Source organism: Phyllobacterium sp. 22552, assembly GCF_052044585.1.
Lineage (GTDB): Bacteria > Pseudomonadota > Alphaproteobacteria > Rhizobiales > Rhizobiaceae > Phyllobacterium > Phyllobacterium ifriqiyense.
Genome location: NZ_JBQENG010000025.1, coordinates 1 through 340 on the forward strand (window position 1 = coordinate 1; position 340 = coordinate 340).

1 protein-coding gene is annotated in these 340 nt (G+C 54.4%); it reads left to right on the plus strand.

Annotation, left to right across the window (positions count from 1 at the left end):
• Positions 1 to 340, plus strand: a 340-nt coding sequence (locus tag ACTJI9_RS22485; RefSeq protein WP_440811041.1) for a 6-phosphofructokinase, incomplete at both ends; no start/stop codon positions are given.

The following is a 340-nucleotide window of genomic DNA, read 5'->3' on the forward strand; positions in this document are numbered from 1 at the left end:
TCTTATATGGGTGCAAAACGTCTGACCGAAATGGGTTTCCCGTGCATCGGTCTGCCTGGCACCATCGACAACGACATCAAAGGCACTGACTACACCATCGGTTACTTCACTGCGCTGGGTACCGTTGTTGAAGCGATTGACCGCCTGCGTGACACCTCTTCTTCTCACCAGCGTATCTCCATCGTTGAAGTGATGGGCCGTTACTGCGGCGATCTGACGCTGGCGGCCGCTATCGCCGGTGGCTGTGAGTTCGTGGTGGTACCGGAAGTGGAATTCAGCCGTGAAGATCTGGTGAACGAAATCAAAGCCGGTATCGCGAAAGGTAAAAAACACGCCATCG